An 18,272-nucleotide genomic window follows, 5' to 3' on the forward strand; every position below is an offset into this window, starting at 1 on the left:
TTGAGTTTTGTTGTCATGCGGAAACGCCGCCCCACACGCACCTGGTCCTCGCTGACGCATCTGGCGAGCATGATTGTGCTGCTGGCGGTGCTGGGGATGTCGATCAAACGGGTGCGTGATCCGGGACTCTGGACCTGGATCACGTCCGAAACTCCGACCGTCGCTGAGGTGGAGGGTGGGGCGAAAGCGTCGCCCCGGTCCCGTTTCGAGATTCCTTCCGACCAGGCCGAAACCGTGGGGCAGGAGTTTTCGCACGTCACCGACAAGTCTCCCATGCGTGCGGGAGATATGCCGGCGTACTGGCGGTTCATGAAATGGAGCGAGGAGAAATCCTTTGCCGAGCTGCAGTCACAGGCGCGGCAGGACCCGCTGTTCACCCATTTCTGGGAAGAGCCCGCCAAGTGGCGCGGTCAGTTGTTCGAACTGAAGCTGCGTGTGCGTCGCGTGCTGACGTATGACGCCCCCGAGAACACCGCCGGCGTCAAGCAGATTTATGAGGCGTGGGGCTGGACTGATGAATCGGGCGCCTTTCCGTACGTGGTGCTGTTTACCGACCTTCCGGAAGGGATGCAGCTGGGTGCTGATGTCCGGGAAGACGTGACGTTTGTCGGTTTCTTTCTGAAGGTGATGTCGTATCAGGCTGGGGATAATCCGCGCGGGGCGCCATTGTTCATCGGAAAAGCGATTCGCGAGACGCGTGTCCGTCCCGCAGCCGATGTGGCCGCCGATGAACGGCAGATGACCTGGCTCATTTATGGCTGCGGAGCGCTGTTTCTGATCACGACGTTCATCACGGTCGGGCAGATGTTGTTTCGTCGGAAGAATCCCCGCGCAGCCTTGCGTGGCGAGACCCCCCGCAGTCCGGAATCGACTCTCGACTGGCTGGCGGGTGGAAATCTCAACGAAACACAGCCGGAGACTGAGGCCGCGCCCCATGCTGAGTTTCCGCGCGGCCCATCTGATCCTCCTCAGCCAGGATAATCATGGCCTTGCCGGCTGAAACCCAGGCGCCGCTGCAACGAGCCCGTTTTTTCTGCAGATGGCTGCTCCTCACCCTTCCGCTGGGGGGAGTCGTCGGTTCCGCCTGCGCACTCTTTCTGTGGCTGCTCGATCTCGCGACGAACACCCGGTTCCAGCATCCGGCGCTGCTGTTTCTGCTGCCGCTGGCGGGGGGAGTGATTGGCTGGGTCTATTCCCGTTTCGGCACGGCTGTCGAAGCGGGGAACAATCTGATCCTCGACGAGATCCATCAGCCCGGAGGGGGAGTGCCGTTGCGCATGGCTCCTCTGATTCTGTTCAGCACGGTCGTGACGCATCTCTTCGGCGGCTCTGCCGGTCGGGAAGGGACCGCAGTGCAGATGGGGGGGAGTCTCGCCAGCGGCTTCGCCCAGCGACTGCCGTGGTTGAAGGAGTCGGACCGGCGGGTGTTGCTCATGGCGGGAATCGCGGCCGGCTTTGGCGGGGTGTTCGGCACTCCTCTCGCCGGTGCGGTCTTCGCACTCGAAGTGCTGATCGTCGGTCAGATTCAGTTCAGCGCGATGATTCCCTGCCTGATGGCTGCGATCCTTGCCGACCAGACCTGTCTGGCCTGGGGAATCGGCCATACGCATTTTCAGATTGTCAGCCTGCTGCCGGAACAATCGGCTCAGCATCTCGCTCCGTTTTCGCTGGGGTTGTGGATACGGGTTGCGGCAGCCGCAGCGCTGTTCGGACTGACGAGCTGGCTGTTCGCCCGACTGGTGCACGGCTTGCACGCCGCGACGAAGAAACGGATCTCGTCTCCGATCCTTCGGCCGATGGCGGGAGGCCTGATCATCATTCTGCTGGTGCAACTGCTGGGGACGCGGGATTACCTTGGGCTGGGAGTCACTTCGCCCGATCCGCATGCCGTCACGATTCTCAGCTGCTTTCAGGCGGGAGGGGCCCATCCCTTGAGCTGGTTCTGGAAATTGCTGTTCACGGTGGTGACCTTAAGCAGCGGCTTCAAAGGGGGAGAAGTGACCCCGCTGTTCTTCATTGGGGCTGCACTGGGCAACAGTCTCGCCGTGTTGTCGGGAGCACCGGTGGATCTGCTCGCCGGGATCGGCCTGGTGGCTGTCTTTGCAGGGGCGACCAACACGCCGCTGGCCTGTACGCTGATGGCGATTGAGCTCTTTGGAGGGGAGTACACGGTTTATTATGCGACCGCGTGTCTCATCGCTTTTCTCTGCAGCGGGCGGGAAAGCATTTACCTTTCGCAGCGGCTCTCGCTTCAGGCCGAGCAGACCGACGCCGGGAGAGAACTCCCGACCGTTCGCTCGCTGCGCAGCCGTCGAGAGCAGGCTTCCTGACACGGAGGCTGATGAGCATCGGATGGACCACAGAGGCACGGAGGAGACCCGGCTTCAGTCGGCTCTTTCGTTGCAGTTCTTTTGCGCTTCTCAGCGTGGTTCGCCACCTCGGGGGGTCTAGTTTTTCATCGAGCCTCTCGACAATCTCAAGCAGGTTGCTCTGTCCTGTGCCCGCGCCGCCAGTGTTTCGTTTAATGAAATGCTCATTTCCGTCTGGTGAGAACGGGGACATCAAAGGCGAAGATGCTGTAAACTCAGCAGTTTAAACAACCTGGACAGTTGAAGCCCGAGGACTGGAACCGCGATGTCTCTGCCACTCCCGACACCCGGAACGCCCCCCGATGCAGCCCGTGTCGGCGCAGCCTTTTCCGAACTGTGTGATGTGATCGCCCGTCTGCGTTCGCCCACGGGGTGCCCCTGGGATCGGGAGCAGACGATGGCCAGTATCAAGCCCTATACGCTGGAGGAGTGTTACGAACTGCTGGAAGCGATTGACGCCGACGACAACGCCGCCATTCAGGAAGAGCTGGGCGATGTGTTGCTGCAGGTCGTGCTCGATGCGCAGATCGCCGCTGACGAAGGGCGGTTTAATGTCATTCAGGTGATTGAGGGAATCCGTCAGAAAATGATCGCCCGGCATCCCCATGTGTTTGGTGATGCTCAGGCCCGCACAGCCGCCGAAGTCCGCCAACATTGGGAGCAGGCCAAAGCAGAGGAGAAGCAGCGGAGTTCCGCCCTCGATGGCATTCCCGCTGATCTCCCGGCGCTGGCGCGGGCGGCCCGGATCACCAAGAAAGCGGCGGGCGTCGGCTACGACTTTCCGCATCGGGCAATGCTGTTTGACAAGTTGACCGAAGAGATCGGCGAACTGCAGGCGGAGTTGTATCCGGCGGGAGACCTGCCTCAGATTCCTGCGGCGGTCGACATGCCGCCGGTGCCTGATGAACCGATCGACGATCCGCAACGACGTGATCGGATCGAAGGGGAACTGGGTGATGTGCTGTTTGTCATCGCCAACATCGCCCGTCGCTGGGGGATTAATCCGGAAGAAGCACTCCGGCGATCGAACCGGAAATTCGGCTTCCGCTTTCAGTTCATCGAGCGGGGGCTGGCGGAGCAGGGAAAGACGATTCGGGACGCCACGCTGCCGGAGATGGAAGCTCTGTATCAGGCGGCGAAGAAGCTCGAAAAACAGGGCTGATCAATCAGCGCGGGGTGCGAACAACCGGTGCTATTGCAGAGCCCGGGCCCGCACCGTGGCGGCCCGTTCGGTCGTGACCCGGACAGCGATGCGGGTTTCCCGCAGCAGGATGATCGAGCCATACATGATGGCGCCGACCGCAACAACGCCTGCGCCGACCCCTCCCACTTCCAGCAGCCGCACCGTCACCGCGGCTTCCAGCGGTTCAAAGATGATGCCCAGCAGGGAAATGAGTGAGGCTGCCGCGAAACCTCCCAGCGCCACATAAAAACTGCGGAGACTGGTGAGCAGGAGCAGTGTGCGCGTTTCGGCAGCGTTCAATTCGCGGAGGCGTCGTTCCGCTTCCGGCGAGGCCAGATCGGTCGTCGCTTCGAGCTGTTTGGAGAGTTCCCGAGCCCGGTCGACCGCCCGCGCGAGCCGGTTACTGGTACTCATGATCATGACCGATGAGGCATTCGTCAAAATCGCCGGTGCCACAATCAGTGAGAGGGCGGCGAAGGGGGTCGGGTTCATGGCCATGCAGATCCGGCGTATGCCGCTCGACGTTCAACTCGGGAATTGAATCAATGCCGCACCGGGGGCGCGTCCCGGAAGGGGTGGTGGTGGGATCCCTGTTTTCGCAACGCTCCGTGCCCGCCGGAAGGATGCCTCACCAGAGGTGTCTCGACGGAGCGGCCACGAATCGGAAAACCAGATTCCCCTGTGTGAGGAGTACAGGGGAATTGACTGCAGGGGATCGGCTTCTAAGTCGGCCTGCCACATCACGCAGAGCGGACACTTCCATCATAGCGGTCGCAGGTGCCCGGGGAATGCAGGAGAGACTTCAAAGCTTCTTGATGCGGAGGGAGTTGCCGTCCTTGTTGTGCTTGTCCGGGCAGAAGACCGATTTCTCCGTGCCGATCACCGTCCAACCCGGAGGGACCGGTTGATCGGAGCAGATCGTCATCTCCGCGCCGGCGAAGGGAGAAGGCTTCTGGATGATCCAGGCGTTGTAGCCCAGTCCATTACAGCCGACAGAATGTTTGCGTCCCACGACCACGAATCCGGGAGGGACGGGACGATTCATGCAGACCCAGGTTGCGTCGCGCTCGTCATAGCTGGCGCGGCAGGGAACCGGGGCGGGAGGACAATAGGCCTGTTGGACGGTGCGGCTCCGGCGGCCAGCCGAAGCGCTGGTTGTCAGTGAAACGAGGCAGATTCCCAGTAGAACTCCCAGACGGATCGCGCGAGGCATTCCATTGCTCCCGAAGGTGAGACGGTCAATTTGGCATGGTGTACGAAAAAATGTCAAAATCGGGCAAGATCAATGCGCTGGCGCCCCGTTTTTAACTGTCCAGAAGCTTTGCGTTACTGAAATCAAGCGGTCTGGATGGGACCGGGATCACGGACAGGGGCTAAATTCATCACTTTTGGCTCGATTACTGCACAGTTTTGTGCTGATGAAACAAACGGCCGCGGGTCGTCTCGTCTCCGGTTTTCGTGCCGCCTATAATGCAGCCGTGATTTTGACACCAACAGGAGTTCTGGTTCCTGAATCGGAAGGCCTGTCAGTCGTAGTGAACTTTTTGCCTTCAACGGGAGGGCTTTTCCATGGACGAATTTGTTGAACCACTGGGTCCCCGGATCCTGATTCGCAAAGATCAGAGCCGACAGCAGACGCGGGGCGGAATTGTCTTGCCAGACCAGGCTGAGATTCCGACGATCACCGGACGCGTGGTCTCGGTCAGCGTGGAAGTGGAAAACGACGACGAATTTCCGGTCGCCAAATACGACAAGGTGCTGTTTCACCCCAAGAATGCGATTCCGGTCGATCTCGAATCGAATAACGTGCTGTTTGTCGTTCCCGTCGACGATGTCGTTGCTGTCTTCCGCCGCACGCCCCGGCAGACAGACGAAACGCAGGAAGTCGAGGACGACATCGGCGGGTTGTCGGATTATGATGATCTCGACGACTAGTGCAGCTCGTGTTGACGACCGCCGCGGAGCGGGATTTCTCTCCTGCTGCCGGTGTTGCTCGTGACAGGCATCGATTTTGTAGTGCGGAGACAGGTTGTTCCCATGGTCTGGTAAATCGTGACATCCCCGGCAGGCAGACTCGTCGGCAACAGCTGTCAGAACATTTTTGAATATGCGACTCGCCGGCCTTTTTCGGGGCCGGCGACTCCCATTTCTGGCCCCCCTCCTTCAATTTTTGAGAACGTGTCGGTGACAGAATCCCAGTCGTCTCAGCCTGTTGATGTTGCTGCCCAGATTGTCGTCCGTCCGGCAATTCCGGATGACGCCGACGATGTGTTCGATTTTCTGGAGCAGTTCGTCGAAGCCCGGCGCATTCTGCCCCGGACGCTGGATGAACTGGAGCAACTGGTGCCGACCGGCTTTGTGGCCGAAGTCGACGGTCAGATCGTCGGCTTTGCGGCGCTCGAGATCTATTCGAAGAAGCTCTCCGAGCTGCGGTCGTTGTGCGTGCACCCCGGCTATCAGGGGCGAGGGATCGGAAAACGACTCTCGCAGGCCTGTGTGGAACTTGCCCGTCAGCGGAATATCTTCGAAGTCATGGTGATTACCTCCTCGGACGAATTCTTCCGGGTCTGCGGGTTTGACTTCACACTTCCGGGTGAGAAGAAGGCCCTCTTCATGCAGACGCGGGAAACTCCCTGACTCCGCAGCCGTGTGACACGAGCGGTGCGTCCCCTCGCGGGTTCACGACTGCGCGACCTCCTGCGCTGCGACCTCCTGCTGTGCGAATGCCTACAGTGGAACGCGGGCCTCCGCCCACTCCTTCAGTTCTTCCCGGTTGATCTTCACGTTGTGCCGCGTGTCGACGGGCAGGCCGGGATGAATGACCACGTCGTTGATCGCGGCGGTATGCGGATGCTGTTTGCCCAGTTGCAGCAGTTCCTCGCGCAGCTGCTTCTCGGCCTGAACAGACTTCGGAAACTCACCCCGCTCCGGCTCCGCCACGATGACCGGTCGCTGGTTCGGCCGTTCGCCGACGCCGACAAGAGCGGTTCGATGAATGCGCGGATGCTGGTCAAAGATGGCCTCGCAGCAGACCGAGTCCAGGCGGGTTCCTTCCACGACGACGATGTGGGCCTTGCGTCCGCAGAACCACAACAGCCCTTCCTCATCGATGTAACCGACATCGCCAGTCCGGTGCCAGAAGCGATCGCCATCGGGAATTTTCGCCAGGGCCGTCGCTTCGGGACGCTGGTAGTACTCGCGGGTGACGGAAGGACCACTGACAATGATCTCCCCCACTTCTCTCCCGGGGGGGACCTGATTGGAAACAAGCGGACATGCTTGCGGTGGTGCCGTCGCGGACGCGGACCCGAGGATCGGAACGTCAGCCAGTGCAGCGATTGGGCCTTCGGTAATCGGAATGATGCGAATCTCAATCTCGGGGAATGGTCGTCCCACGCAGGTGCCTGCCCCCCGCCGTGTCGCGGCGGCATGTTGCGCGAGAACTTCCCGGGCTCCGATGGAGGAGACCGGAAGACTCTCCGTCGCTCCGTAGGGGGTGTAGAGATCGGCTCCCGGTTTTGTTAGAGTCCGCGACATGCGCTCCAGCACATGATTCGGGACCGGTCCCCCAGCCGACAAGGTTCTTCGCAGTCCGGGAAAGGTGAGTTGATGCCGCTCGCAATAGCGTCCGACCCGGTTCCAGAACGCGGGTGACCCGAATGCCTGCGTCACGTGGTAAGCCTCAATCGACCGCGCGATCTTCACCGGATCGACCTTGGCGGGCTTGGTGGGGTTCATTTCCGGGATCACCGTGCTGACCCCCATCGCGGCGTTAAACAAGCCAAACAGCGGGAAGCCGGGGAGGTCGATCTCTCCCGGTTCGATGCCGTACTGCTGCTGAATCAGACGAACCTGCGCTGCGAACATTCCATGCTCATAGAGCACTCCTTTGGGAGCCCCCGTGCTGCCGCTGGTGAAGATGATGGCGGCCGGGTCGGTGGCCTGCACATCGGCCGCCCGAAAGTTGCTGCTGTCCGTCTTGAGCAGTTGCTGATAGGTGGCCGTCACTCCGGGAAGCCGGGGACCGACACAGATATTGAAGCGAGCCTGCCGGAACTTCCTGGCGAGCAGCCAGCGGACCGCATGCACCGAAGGGATGGCGACAAATCCGTCCGGGTTCACTTCCGCCAGACACTGAAAGATATTCTGCCGACCCATACCGGGATCAATCAGCACGACGACCGCGCCCGCCTTCAGCAGGGCAAACGTCAGCACGATAAATTCAATACTGAAAGGGACGAACAGCACGAGCTTCATCCCCGGTTGCAGGCCGTGCTGGAGCAGACCGGCGGCCACCGCCTCGGACTGGGCATCGAGCTGGGCGAAGGTGAGTTCGCGATAGGTGGTTCTGCGCCAGCGGCTGGTCTGCGGCGCAGCAATGGCCAGTTGCTGTGGGCGCAGCCGGGCCATCTCGCTCAGTCGGGAAGCAATATTCGCAGAAGACATGGAGTTGATTTCCCAACCGCACTCCGGCAGTCGGAGAAGATTCCGGCGCTTTCCTGACGGACCGTGCAAAGACCAGTAAACGATGAGGGAAAATTCAGTTTTCGGCAAGTGTATCGCTGGCCCCGGAGCCCGTATGTGATCCGGGGGGAAGGCGAAGAAATTTCTTCGCGAACTGGTCACGGTCCTGCGCGGGGCCGTATAAATCGCGGTGGATCACAGCTTCCCCGTCTCAACACCGACGAGCCATCCCGGCAGCGGTGACCACGACATCAGTCTCGCTTCCCTGCTCCTGAATTTTACGCGTGTTGTTGATGAATTCGAGTTCACTTTCGGCAGAACTTTCAGATCAGCCCCGATTCACACCGGGACAGGTGGGAATGCTGTTCTTTCTGCTGTCGGAGATTTCGTTCTTCAGCACGCTGCTGGTGGCTTATGTTGTTTTTGCCGGCAAAGACAGTGTGGGGCCGACACCGGCGCAAGCACTCTCGCTCCCGCTGGCTGGGGCTTCGACCATCTGTCTCCTCGCCAGCAGCGTTACGATGGCGCTGGCAGAGCGGGCGCTCGCTGCGGGGATGATGCCCCGATTTCGGAAACTCTGGTCACTGACGTTGCTGCTGGGGGGAATGTTCCTGGCAGGGACGGCGCTGGAATGGCATGGGCTGATCACGAAGCATCAATTGACGATGAGCCGGAATCTGTTCGGGACCACTTACTACACGGTTGTCGGCTTTCATGCCTTTCATGTGACCTGTGGCTTGCTGGTCATGGCGGTCATGTTGAGGCTGGTCTCGCGGCGGTCGGGCGATCGTCGGCCGGTGCAGGGAGTGCAGCTGGTGAGCTGGTACTGGCACTTTGTTGATGTGGTGTGGATCGTGGTCTTCAGCGTGATCTATCTCTGGCAACGATAGCAGGATTCTGTTGATTCATCCGGATGGAACAGGTCGCAGAACTGTTTCCCCCGAGCAGGAAGCCCCTGATGCAGGACCCCGAACAGGGCAGTACAGCGAACACGGAACAGGGAGAGGAATTCGTCCTACTGCCGCGGCCAACGGCTGCGCCACTCGTTGTGGCATTGGGAGTCGCACTGCTGGCCCTGGGAGTTCCGTTTGGAGTCGCCTTTGCCGGCGTAGGGGGCGTGCTGCTGTTTGTCGGACTGAGGTCGTGGATCGCCGATCTCGGGCGGGGAGCGGGAGAAGTTCTGGAACCGTTGCGGGCTGCGGAATTCCGGGCCACTCCGATTCAACCGGCTCCGGGGACCGTGGCAGAACTGAAACCGGGAGTCCCCGGCTATCGCTTCCGACTTCCGGAACGGGTGCACCCACTCTCCGCAGGGGTGCGAGGTGGAATCATCGGGGGTCTGGTAATGCCCGTCCCGGCGCTGCTGCACGGAATTCTGAGCGGACATGGAATCTGGTATCCGGTCAACCTGCTGGCGGGGATCATGCTGCCCGGAATGCAACGACTGGACGTCGCCCAGCTGGAGCAGTTCCGCCCTGGCGCTCTGGTCGCCGGACTCATGGTGCATGCCGTGATCTGCCTGATCGCCGGACTCATCTATGGAGCGGTATTGCCGACCCTGCCCCGTCTGCCGAAGCCGATTGCGTGGGGCTGGCTGTTGCTGCCGCTCCTCTGGTCGTCCGTCAGTTATGGTCTGATGGGCTTCGTAAATCCGCTGTTATCCCGAGAAGTCGACTGGCCCTGGTATGTGTTTTCCCAGTTCCTGTACGGACTCAGCGTTGCGGTGGTGGTCTGGCTGTTGCCACGGTGGAAACCCGTGGCAAGTGGAACGCTCGGAGGTCTGATTGGAGGACTGGTGATGCCGGTTCCGGCGATCGCGTGGGCTCTGATTTCGGAACGGACGATCTGGTATCCCGGCAATCTGCTGGTGGCGATGGTGCAGCCGGCTCTGCAGTCGCTGTCACCGGCTGAGCTTCAGGAGTTTCGCCTGGACTGGATCGCCATTGCGGTCGGAGTTCACTTTGCGATGTCGACGATCTTCGGAATGCTGTTCGGACTTTTCCTCCCCCGTGTTCCGCGATTGCCGACGACATGGCAATGGGGGGGACTAGTGCTCCCCTTGCTGTGGACCGGTATGAGTTATGGTTTGATGGGAGTGGTGAATCCGCTGCTGCAGACGCGGGTGGACTGGCCCTGGTTTATTGCTTCGCAGTTTGTGTTTGGTGTCGTGACCGCCATTGTGGTGGAACTCTCGGAAACGGTTTCCATTCCTCCTGCCGGGCTGGGGCCCGAGGCGGATCAGGCTGCCGCTGTGGACTGGATTCAGGAATGAAGAAGGTCTCAACAATCGGTCCCTTGTGCACACCGGCGGCAGCGCGATGCGTTGCTGGCTGCGGGGGGCAGCGTCTCTGTGCCGTGCTGCTGGTGGGAATGGTTCTCGGCAGCGGCTGCGACTTTCCCGGTCGACCTCTGCCCGAGGATCAGGGGACAGCGCCGGCAAAAGTGATGGACTTCGAGACGCTGTACGCGCAAAACTGTGCGGGATGTCACGGCGCGGATGGGGAATTCGGCGCCGCTCCTCCGCTGCAGGATCGTCTGTTTCTCGCTCTTGTCACCGATGCCGAACTGGAAGAGCTGATTCGATGCGGACGCAAAGGGACATTGATGCCCCCCTTTGCATTGTCGCAGGGAGGCCGACTCTCTGACGAGCAGATTCGGAGTCTCCTCGCCGGGCTTCGTCTCGCGTGGGGGGGCCACGTGCCGACGGCGAATGTTCCTGCTTACCGGGGGGAGCCGGGAGATCCGGTGCGGGGGGCGGCCGTTTATCAGCAGGCGTGCGCGAACTGCCATGGTGAGAACGGAGAAGGGGATGTCCCCGGCGGGGCGTTACGAGACGTCGCTTTTCTGTCACTGATCAGCGATCAGGCGCTGCGTCGAATTATCATCACCGGTCGGTTCGATCTGGAAATGCCCAGCTATGCTTCGGTTGTCGGCCGAGACAGCAATTTTCAGCCATTAAGCTCCCGTGACATCGATGATGTGGTCGCGCTGCTGGCCCACTGGCGCACCGAACTGTCGCAGCCACCCCTTTCCGGGAGCAGCCGATGACGGACAGTGAAATCACCGATCGCGAAACAATCGATCGAGCAACAATCGATCGTGAATCATCGCCTGACCCGGCCCGTCGATCCTTCTTCGAGAAGATCACGTACCTGCTTGGAGGGCTGGCCTCGTTCCTGTTGGGGCTTCCGCTGGGGCGATATTTTCTGGGAGTCCGTTCGCCGCAGGCTCAATGGGTATTGCTTGGAGAACTGCAGTCGTTTCCGGTCAACGAAACCCGACTGGCGACATTCAAAAATCCACTCGCGCAGCCCTGGGATGGTCACACCGCCGACACCGGCGTCTTCGTCCGTTGTCTGGAAAACAGTGACCCCATGCAGCCGCAATTTCAGGTGCTGCTGATGAACTGTGCCCATCTCGGCTGTCCGGTCACCTGGTTCGCGGAATCGGGGCTCTTCATGTGCCCCTGTCATGGAGGGGTTTATTACGCGAATGGCGAACGGGCTTCCGGTCCCCCTCCGCGAGGGCTGTTTCATTGCCGCTGGCGAGTTGACAAGGGACAACTGTTCGTCGAAGCACCTCACTTCCCCACGTTGTACGACACGGAGATTCGGCCGGCAAAGGGATTCGCTCAACGCTGTGATGCGGGGGCAAGGCCTCATGTTTAACCTCCTGTCCCGGGTCGGCACCTGGTTCGACCAGCGTCTGCGCGTGCGTGAGACGTTGCTCCCCATGCTTGAGCATCCGATACCCCGTGGTGCCGCGGGGCGGCTGGGCTGGTGGTACGTCTTCGGCAGTGCGTCGATGACATTGCTGGCGATTCAGATTCTGACAGGCATTGGCCTCGCGCTCGTCTACGTCCCTGCGCCGGATCAGGCGTATGAGAGTCTGCTCTTCCTCAACTTTCAGCAGCCAGGCGGCTGGTTTTTGCGGGCACTCCATTACTACGCCGGCTCCGGCATGGTCGTACTGGTGCTGGTGCATCTGACTCAGGTGTTTCTGCATGGGTCGTACAAATACCCGCGTGAGCTGACGTGGGTGGTCGGCGTGCTGCTGCTCTGCTGTGTGCTGGGGATGTTCTTCAGCGGACAGATCCTGCGCTGGGATCCCGATGCTTACTGGGGTCTGGCGGTCGCTGGCTCGATGGCCGGTCGCGTTCCCGTGATCGGGCCGATGCTGGTGAACCTGCTGCACGGGGGACCCGTAATTGGTGGGGGAGCACTCAGCCGGTTCTTCGCACTGCATGTCTTTGTGATTCCCGGCACCTTGCTGACGTTGCTCGGAATTCATTTGTGGCTGGTGTTGAAATGTGGCATCAGCGCTCCGCCGCAGCCGGGGAAAACCGTTGATCCCCGCACGTACGATGTGGAGTATCACGAAGAGCTGCGCACGACCGGGGTCCCTTTTCTGGGTGACGCCCTGCTGAAGGATGCCTTCTTCTCGGCGGTGACGGTGCTGGTGGTTCTCACTCTGGCTGCGGTTCTCGGTCCGAAGGGGCCCGGTGAACTTCCGGATCCGACGATCGGCGGAGCGAATCCCCGCCCGGAATGGCCGTTTCTCTGGCTGTTCGCCCTGCTGTCGTTAAGTCCTCCCGCGAGCGAAACCTTCCTGATTCTGGTGTTCCCGCTGTTACTGGTCGCCGGGTTAATTCTGGTTCCATTCGTCAGCAATCGGGGTGAACGGGCGCCGAGTCGACGACCCGCAGCCGTTCTGGGAGTCATAGTCATCGCGACGACTCTGGCAGTGCTGACCTATGAAGGGGCCAGTGCTCCGTGGTCGCCGAAGATGCAGGCCTGGAGCGCTGACGCTGTCCCGGTTCGCATCATCAAGGGCTGCACGCCGGTGCAACTACAGGGGGCAATTGTGTTCCAGAACAAGAGCTGCCGGAATTGCCACGCACTGGATGGAATCGGCGGTCGTCGGGGGCCGGACCTTTCTACGGTCGGGACTCGACTCACCCGGGATCAATTGATTGATCAGATCAGCAATGGAACTCCGGGGGGTGGCAATATGCCGGCCTATGGAAGTCAGATGGGACCGCAGGAGATGGCGGCGGTCGTCGACTTTCTGTCCAGTCTTCGACCGGATGGTGTTCCACCGGCTCAAGTCGCCACAATGGAAAAACTTCCACAACAACCATGAATTCTGTCTTCGATGCGTTTGTTCGCTCGTGGCCGTCCGCACCGTGGTTCGTGGCGGGGTTGCTGCTCTGCATGACGGTTTATGTCCGGGGCTGGCGCGTGCTGCGAGTTCAGTCGCCGCAGAACTGGGGCTGGGGGAATCTGTTTGCTTTCGCGGGAGGCTTGTTCGCACTCTTTCTGGCGATTGCTTCTCCGATTGACCCGTTTGCCGAACTGCTGCTGCAGGTGCATATGCTGCAGCATCTGTTGCTGATGATGGTCGCTCCACCCCTACTCTGGTTGGGAGCACCGTTATTCCCTCTGCTCAGGGGACTGCCGCGCAGCCTGCGGCGCCACTGCGTCAGCCCCTGTCTGCAATTACGTTCGCTGCGAAATTTCATGGAGCGGTTGACCCGTCCGTGGGTGGCCTTGCCGATCTTCGTCCTCACGACCTGGCTCTGGCATCTGCCGCCGGTTTACGATGCGGCGCTGCGGAACCCTGCCTGGCATCACCTGCAGCACCTGTATTTTCTCCTGGCAGGGCTGCTGTTCTGGTATCCGGTCGTCCGTCCCTACCCGGCAGCGCCCCGGTGGTCGACCTGGTGGCTGATCCCTTATCTGATCCTCGCGGATGTTCAGAATACGGTGCTGTCGGCCTTGCTGACCTTCTCGGACCGGTTCCTGTTTCCCCACTATGAGTCCGTTCCCCGCTTCGCGGGCATCACCGCGCTGGGCGACCAGTCCGCAGCGGGCGTCCTGATGTGGGTGCCCGGTTCGATCGCATTTCTGGGACCGCTGCTTTGGATCGGGACCAAGTTGTTTTTCGCAGCGGACTCTCCCCGGAAAACAACGAGGCGACTCTCTCCCGCGCCGACTGGCATTTTTTCCGGAATCGATCGGGCGACGGGCCTGTCTCCTCAGCACCGACCGGTGAAGAGGTTTGATCTGCTGCGGGTGCCGGTGATCGGGACATTTCTCCGCTGGCGCTGGGGGCGTCGGCTGGCGCAAGGGACGTTGTTTCTGCTGGCAGTGCTGATTGTCGTCGACGGCCTATGCGGCCCGCAGCTGGGAGCGATGAACCTTGCGGGAGTTCTCCCCTGGATTCATTGGCGCGGCATTCTGATTTTCCTGCTGCTGGTCGCCGGCAACTTTCTCTGCTTCGCCTGTCCGTTGACATTGCCCCTCCAGCTGCTGGGACGTTGGCTTCCGCAGGGAGCGCGGTTTCCGCAGTTCGTCCGGAACAAGTGGATCACCGTTGTCCTGCTGATCCTGTTTCTGTGGGCTTATGAGGCGTTTTCTCTCTGGGATCGCCCGGGAGTGACCGCGCTGGTGATCGTGGCGCTCTTCACCGCCGCCTTTGCGATCGACACGCTGTTTCGAGCCGGCTCCTTCTGCAAGTACGTCTGTCCGATCGGCCAGTTCAACTTCGTGCAGGCGTTGGTCTCACCGCTCTCTGTCAGCGCCCGCAATCCGGCTGTCTGCGCGAACTGTGTGACTCGCGAATGCATCACCGGTCGTGATTCACAACCGGGATGTGATTTGCAGCTGTTCGTCCCCATGAAGCAGGGAAACCTGGATTGCACATTCTGTCTGGATTGCGTGAAGGCCTGTCCCGCGGACAACGTGGCGATTGTTCCTCTTTCTCCGGTTACGGGACTTGTCAGTGATGGTGAACGGACGGGGATCGGCCGGTTTTCGCAGCGGGGAGATCTGGCGGCACTGATGGCAGTGCTTTGCTGCGGCGCCTTTGCCAATGCCGCGGGCATGGTGGCCCCGGTGGTGGGGGTGCTGAAGTCGGTTTCCCGGGCATGGCAACTGGAATCACTGCTACTGCCGGTGACGCTGTTCAATGTGCTGGCACTCCTCGGGATGCCGCTGGCAGCGGGCTTGATGTGTGGCTGGTTCAGTCGTCATTGGGGAAAACTGAAGATTCCGCCGCTGACGCTGGCGCGACGGTTCGCGGTGGCGTTCGTGCCGCTCGGCTTTGCCATGTGGTCGGCTCACTACAGTTTTCATTTTCTGACGAGCTGGCAATCGGTGGTGCCGGTGGTACAACGCTTCGCTGCCGATTGGGGCTGGATTCCGCTGGGCGAGCCGCTGTGGCGCTGTGCCTGCTGTCAGCTTCCCGCGAACTGGTTGATCTGCCTTGAGATTCTGGCGCTGGATCTGGGATTGCTGGCTTCGCTGTACGCCGTCTGGAGAATCTCGTCGACGCTGACTGCCGAGCGGCGGCTGATCGCCTCGATTGCCATTCCCTGGGCGACACTGGGCACGCTGTTGTTCGCGGTCGGCGTCTGGCTGGTCTTTCAGCCGATGGAAATGCGGGGAACGTTGACGTCGAATCTGGCGGTGGCGGGCAAAGCTCGCATCCTGAACAGATTGCCACAGCCGGCACCATCCGCCGGCGACCATCGTCTACGAGAGTTCTGAGGTTCGAATCTTACTCGGCTGGTTGTCGCCGCTTCGGGAGCGGGGCTACGAACCCTCGGGGCTGGACTTCTCTTCTTCGCGCAGCTGCAGGTAGAACTGAAGCGCTGCCCGGTGCTGCGGTGCTTCTTCGATCGACTGCAGCAGATGTCGTTTCGCTTCAGCTCGACGACCTGTGGCGTGCAACAAAATCGCCAGACGGTAGTTGAGTCCTGCAATGTCCGGATTCGGCAGGAACAGTCGGGACTGCAGTGCAGAGATGGCGGTGACCGGGTCCTGGAGTTTCTCGGACGCCTCTGCCAATGCCACATGCGGAGCAGCGATCAGCGGCCGGATGGCCATCAGACGCAGCGCATCTTCGCGAACTTCAGGCCAGTCGGCAGCGGCCGTGTCGAGTTCAATCAGCCGCAGCAGCGCCGTTGCGGCATCGTCATCAATCGCGACGAGCCGCCGCAGCGTTTCCCGTTCGGCGACGAAATCACCTTGCTCGCGCTGCAGTTCCGCCAGTTGCAGGAACGCATTGCCGGATCCGGTTTCGAGCGGAAACCAGCCCGTAGCCTGCTCGAGCAGCTGCCGCGCCAACGCCGGTTCACGCAATTGTCGGAGCAGCGCGGCACACAGCTTGAGCCCGTTGTAGTTCCTGGGGTTGTCCTTCGCCCAGCGAACCAGCTTGCTCACGGCATCCGGTTCGGCCGCCAGTGACACGACGTCGTTCGGAGACCAGTCGACAGCCCAGCCATAGAGGAGCGCCTCCTGCCGGAGTGACGTGGCGAATTCCTCTTCGAGTTGAGCCAGCGGCGCCGTGTGACGTTCGATCGCGTCGTTGATCGGAACTCCGGCGCCAAGGTCATTCAGAATCGCCAGCAGCGCAGCGAGACCGTAGCGGTCAACAATGTGCTCGACCGCCATCGAGCTTTCGTAGTAAGCGAACAGCAAATTCCCTTGCGAAGAGAGGAACGCCTGACTGAGCTGGCCGATCGGCTTGAACTTGCCATCGAGAATCAGCTGCCGGTATTCCGGAGTCATTCGCTCTCCCCAGGAGGGATCGCGCAGCCGTTCCTCGTAGACGGAAATTCCTTCGCTCAGCCAGCGCGGCATCCGGTTGTGGGTCTTGTTGAGCGTGATCACATGCGCGAATTCATGCCACAGGACCGACTCCCAGTTCACAGGCTGACCACCCTGCGAAGCGGGGCTTTTGGCTGTGATGACATCACCGAAGCAGACCCCCAGATACCCTCCCGCTGCGGGAATTCCGAAGGTGCGGACCGCAAAGTCGGCGGGCTTCGGAAAGATTTCCACCAGCGTGTCGTTTTGCAGCTCGACATCGTACTTGGCACAGAGCGTTCTGCGGGCTTCTCCCAGCAACGCGACCACGCGGTCGCCGTAGACATCCGCTTCGTGAGCGTCCATGCGGATGATAAAGCCATCCTGTTCGATGGTGCGGAACCGGGACAGTTCATCGCGTAACGTCACGAGGTTATAGCTGGCGATGTCGTATTCATCCTGTTGATATGCCCGGTCAGCGAGTTGCCATCCTTCCGCTTCCTGTCCCAATCGGAGCAGGTCCTGCGCCAGCTGCTTCTGGGAGGGGAGAAAGTCGGACTGGAAAGCGAGTGCCTGCCGCTGGGCTGCGGAGCCTTCCCGGAAGCGGTATTTCTGTGACAGCTTCAGCCCGATGAGGTAGTCGACTTGGGGATTTGTTTTCCACCGCGAGAGCGCTTTTGTTCGCAGGGCTTCGCCGGAGTTCTGGTCTCCCTGCAACTGGGCAATGACGGACTTCAGGGCCAACGCGTCAGGCAGCCAGGGATTGACCTGAAGTACCTGATCCAGCATCCCGACCGCTGCGTCGTATTGTTCACCGTCAATCAGTCGATGCGCCTGAACGAGGAGCGCTGGAATAAAGTGGGGATTGATCTTGAGCACGCGCTGCAACAGCTCGCCGGACTCTTCGGCGTCCGATTCCGCCAGAGCCCGCGAGAGTCCGAACAGGATTTCAGGATCGTTCGGAAACATTTCGCTCGCAGGCCGAAAGAGGTCGGCAGCGAGTGCGAAATCCCGCTTGTCGAGCGCCAGATTGGCCAAAGCGAGTTGGGGAGCCCGGTGCTGGGGATTGTTCCGACGGGCCCGCTGGAAAAAGGCATCCTGCACCTGTCTGGCATCGATGCGCTCAGCGAGCAGAAACTGGCCCAGCGTGCACAGATTCTCGACGTCGGAGTACCGCCACGGGGAAGTCTGCACGAGCGAGCCGATCTCCTGTCGCAGGCTGCTGACGAGGTCGGCGTGTTCTGTATAAGGAGCGACCTGCATCGCCACCCAGCGGAGTCGAATGCTGGTGGTGAACTGCCGCAGTCCCTCCTGCAGGGACTTCAGAGCATCGTCGTACTTGCCTTGCGCGAAAAGCGCCTCGGCTCGCAGTCGATAGAAATCTTCCTGTGCTCCCCCCTTTGCAATCTGTTCGCTCGCGACCCGTTCACATTCGGTCAGTTGTCCCAGCAGCAGGAGGCGCCGGCATTGATCCGCCGGGGATTCCTGCTGAGATGCCGTTGGCGTGAGGCGATTCTGGGGGAGAGAGGGGGCTGGCAGTCTGGAAGGAGGCACCTGTTGACTCCAGGCCGTGGAGGTGCCGGAGAAGAGCACGACCGTGAGGAAAACTCCTCGGACTCTGAGAGTGCAGCTGCGCATCGGTTTCGCCCCGTCAAAGTGGCTGGA

At 60.9% G+C, this 18,272-nt stretch carries 15 protein-coding genes; 11 read left to right on the plus strand and 4 right to left on the minus strand.

Annotation, left to right across the window (positions count from 1 at the left end; translation table 11 throughout):
- Positions 1 to 15 precede the first annotated feature (15 nt).
- The 3 genes from SH664x_RS02230 to mazG all read left to right on the plus strand — a co-directional run bounded on the left by SH664x_RS02230 (position 16) and on the right by mazG (position 3,531).
- Positions 16 to 981: a hypothetical protein gene (locus SH664x_RS02230; protein ID WP_437204674.1), complete on the plus strand. Its 966-nt coding sequence runs from the start codon at positions 16 to 18 to the stop codon at positions 979 to 981.
- A gap of 2 nt (positions 982 to 983) precedes the next feature.
- Entirely contained in the window at positions 984 to 2,330 is a 1,347-nt protein-coding gene (locus tag SH664x_RS02235) for a voltage-gated chloride channel family protein (protein ID WP_437204675.1), read from the plus strand.
- 304 nt (positions 2,331 to 2,634) lie between these two features.
- Positions 2,635 to 3,531: a nucleoside triphosphate pyrophosphohydrolase gene (mazG, locus tag SH664x_RS02240; RefSeq protein WP_437204677.1), complete on the plus strand. Its 897-nt coding sequence runs from the start codon at positions 2,635 to 2,637 to the stop codon at positions 3,529 to 3,531.
- 30 nt (positions 3,532 to 3,561) lie between these two features.
- On the opposite strand, the gene SH664x_RS02245 is transcribed toward mazG, so the two are convergent.
- Both SH664x_RS02245 and SH664x_RS02250 read right to left on the minus strand, forming a co-directional pair.
- Entirely contained in the window at positions 3,562 to 4,050 is a 489-nt protein-coding gene (locus SH664x_RS02245) for a DUF2721 domain-containing protein (protein ID WP_437204679.1), read from the minus strand.
- 304 nt (positions 4,051 to 4,354) lie between these two features.
- A complete protein-coding gene (locus SH664x_RS02250; protein WP_437204681.1) occupies positions 4,355 to 4,765 on the minus strand; it encodes a hypothetical protein in 411 nt (136 codons plus the stop codon).
- 356 nt (positions 4,766 to 5,121) lie between these two features.
- On the opposite strand from SH664x_RS02250, the gene SH664x_RS02255 reads away from it, so the two are divergent.
- The gene (locus SH664x_RS02255) at positions 5,122 to 5,487 is read left to right on the plus strand and encodes a co-chaperone GroES (protein WP_437204683.1); all 366 of its coding nucleotides are present in this window, start codon (positions 5,122 to 5,124) and stop codon (positions 5,485 to 5,487) included.
- Positions 5,488 to 5,736: 249 nt separating this feature from the next.
- Positions 5,737 to 6,189, plus strand: a complete 453-nt coding sequence (locus SH664x_RS02260; RefSeq protein ID WP_437204685.1) for a GNAT family N-acetyltransferase — start codon at positions 5,737 to 5,739, stop codon at positions 6,187 to 6,189.
- A gap of 90 nt (positions 6,190 to 6,279) precedes the next feature.
- Here SH664x_RS02260 and SH664x_RS02265 read toward each other — a convergent pair whose 3' ends face one another.
- Entirely contained in the window at positions 6,280 to 7,998 is a 1,719-nt protein-coding gene (locus SH664x_RS02265; RefSeq protein WP_437204687.1) for a fatty acid CoA ligase family protein, read from the minus strand.
- Positions 7,999 to 8,375: 377 nt separating this feature from the next.
- Here SH664x_RS02265 and SH664x_RS02270 point away from each other — a divergent pair, with 377 nt between their 5' ends.
- The 6 genes from SH664x_RS02270 to SH664x_RS02295 all read left to right on the plus strand — a co-directional run bounded on the left by SH664x_RS02270 (position 8,376) and on the right by SH664x_RS02295 (position 15,566).
- The gene (locus SH664x_RS02270; RefSeq protein WP_437204689.1) at positions 8,376 to 8,906 is read left to right on the plus strand and encodes a cytochrome c oxidase subunit 3; all 531 of its coding nucleotides are present in this window, start codon (positions 8,376 to 8,378) and stop codon (positions 8,904 to 8,906) included.
- 68 nt (positions 8,907 to 8,974) lie between these two features.
- Positions 8,975 to 10,288, plus strand: coding sequence for a hypothetical protein (locus SH664x_RS02275; protein ID WP_437204690.1), 1,314 nt, complete (start codon positions 8,975 to 8,977; stop codon positions 10,286 to 10,288).
- Positions 10,285 to 11,064: a c-type cytochrome gene (locus SH664x_RS02280; protein ID WP_437204692.1), complete on the plus strand. Its 780-nt coding sequence runs from the start codon at positions 10,285 to 10,287 to the stop codon at positions 11,062 to 11,064. Before SH664x_RS02275 ends, SH664x_RS02280 begins: the two co-directional genes overlap by 4 nt.
- On the plus strand, positions 11,061 to 11,684 hold the full coding sequence (locus SH664x_RS02285) for a ubiquinol-cytochrome c reductase iron-sulfur subunit (RefSeq protein ID WP_437204694.1): 624 nt from the start codon (positions 11,061 to 11,063) through the stop codon (positions 11,682 to 11,684). The genes SH664x_RS02280 and SH664x_RS02285 overlap by 4 nt, the downstream gene beginning before the upstream one ends.
- Complete coding sequence (locus SH664x_RS02290; RefSeq protein ID WP_437204695.1) at positions 11,677 to 13,158, plus strand: cytochrome b N-terminal domain-containing protein; 1,482 nt, start codon at positions 11,677 to 11,679, stop codon at positions 13,156 to 13,158. Before SH664x_RS02285 ends, SH664x_RS02290 begins: the two co-directional genes overlap by 8 nt.
- Positions 13,155 to 15,566 carry a cytochrome c oxidase assembly protein gene (locus SH664x_RS02295; RefSeq protein ID WP_437204696.1) on the plus strand — a complete coding sequence of 804 codons (2,412 nt, stop codon included), beginning with the start codon at positions 13,155 to 13,157 and terminating at the stop codon, positions 15,564 to 15,566. Before SH664x_RS02290 ends, SH664x_RS02295 begins: the two co-directional genes overlap by 4 nt.
- A gap of 45 nt (positions 15,567 to 15,611) precedes the next feature.
- Here SH664x_RS02295 and SH664x_RS02300 read toward each other — a convergent pair whose 3' ends face one another.
- Complete coding sequence (locus tag SH664x_RS02300) at positions 15,612 to 18,161, minus strand: tetratricopeptide repeat protein (RefSeq protein WP_437204698.1); 2,550 nt, start codon at positions 18,159 to 18,161, stop codon at positions 15,612 to 15,614.
- Positions 18,162 to 18,272 lie beyond the last annotated feature (111 nt).

The organism is Planctomicrobium aquicomposti (assembly GCF_051466325.1).
Taxonomy (GTDB): domain Bacteria; phylum Planctomycetota; class Planctomycetia; order Planctomycetales; family Planctomycetaceae; genus Planctomicrobium.